Source organism: Mesorhizobium sp. M4B.F.Ca.ET.089.01.1.1 (assembly GCF_004022605.1).
Lineage (GTDB): Bacteria > Pseudomonadota > Alphaproteobacteria > Rhizobiales > Rhizobiaceae > Mesorhizobium > Mesorhizobium abyssinicae.
Genome location: NZ_RZOS01001452.1, coordinates 1 through 433 on the forward strand (window position 1 = coordinate 1; position 433 = coordinate 433).

A 433-nucleotide genomic window follows, 5' to 3' on the forward strand; every position below is an offset into this window, starting at 1 on the left:
CGCCAGGACCATCGCCTTCAGCGCGTCCGGATCGTCGGGAAGCTGGTCAGCCGCCATCGCCATGACCGGATCAGACCATATTCGCCGACATCCCGCGACAGCGGAATCCAGGCTGATTCACTTCGTCGCGGGTCAGCCCGCCTGAACCGGAACGCGGGTCCTGCGCGCCTCGTGGACCCGCCGCCAGTCGAGACCTTCGAGCAGCGCCGACAACTGCGCGGCCGTCAGCCGCATCATGCCGTCATGCACTTTCGGCCAGCGGAACTCGCCGTCCTCCAGACGTTTGGCGTAAAGGCAGACGCCGGTGCCATCCCAGAAGATCAGCTTGATCCGATCCGTCCGCTTCGCCCGGAAGACATAGACCGCGCCGCTGAACGGATCGGCGCCCATCGTCTCGCGCACAAGCGCCGCGAGGCCCTCCGCACCCTTGCGG

At 67.0% G+C, this 433-nt stretch carries 1 protein-coding gene; it reads right to left on the reverse strand.

Annotation, left to right across the window (positions count from 1 at the left end):
- Positions 1–132: 132 nt before the first annotated feature.
- A partial coding sequence (tnpB, locus tag EN780_RS37875; RefSeq protein ID WP_133373034.1) for an IS66 family insertion sequence element accessory protein TnpB occupies positions 133–433 on the reverse strand: 301 nt, incomplete at its 5' end.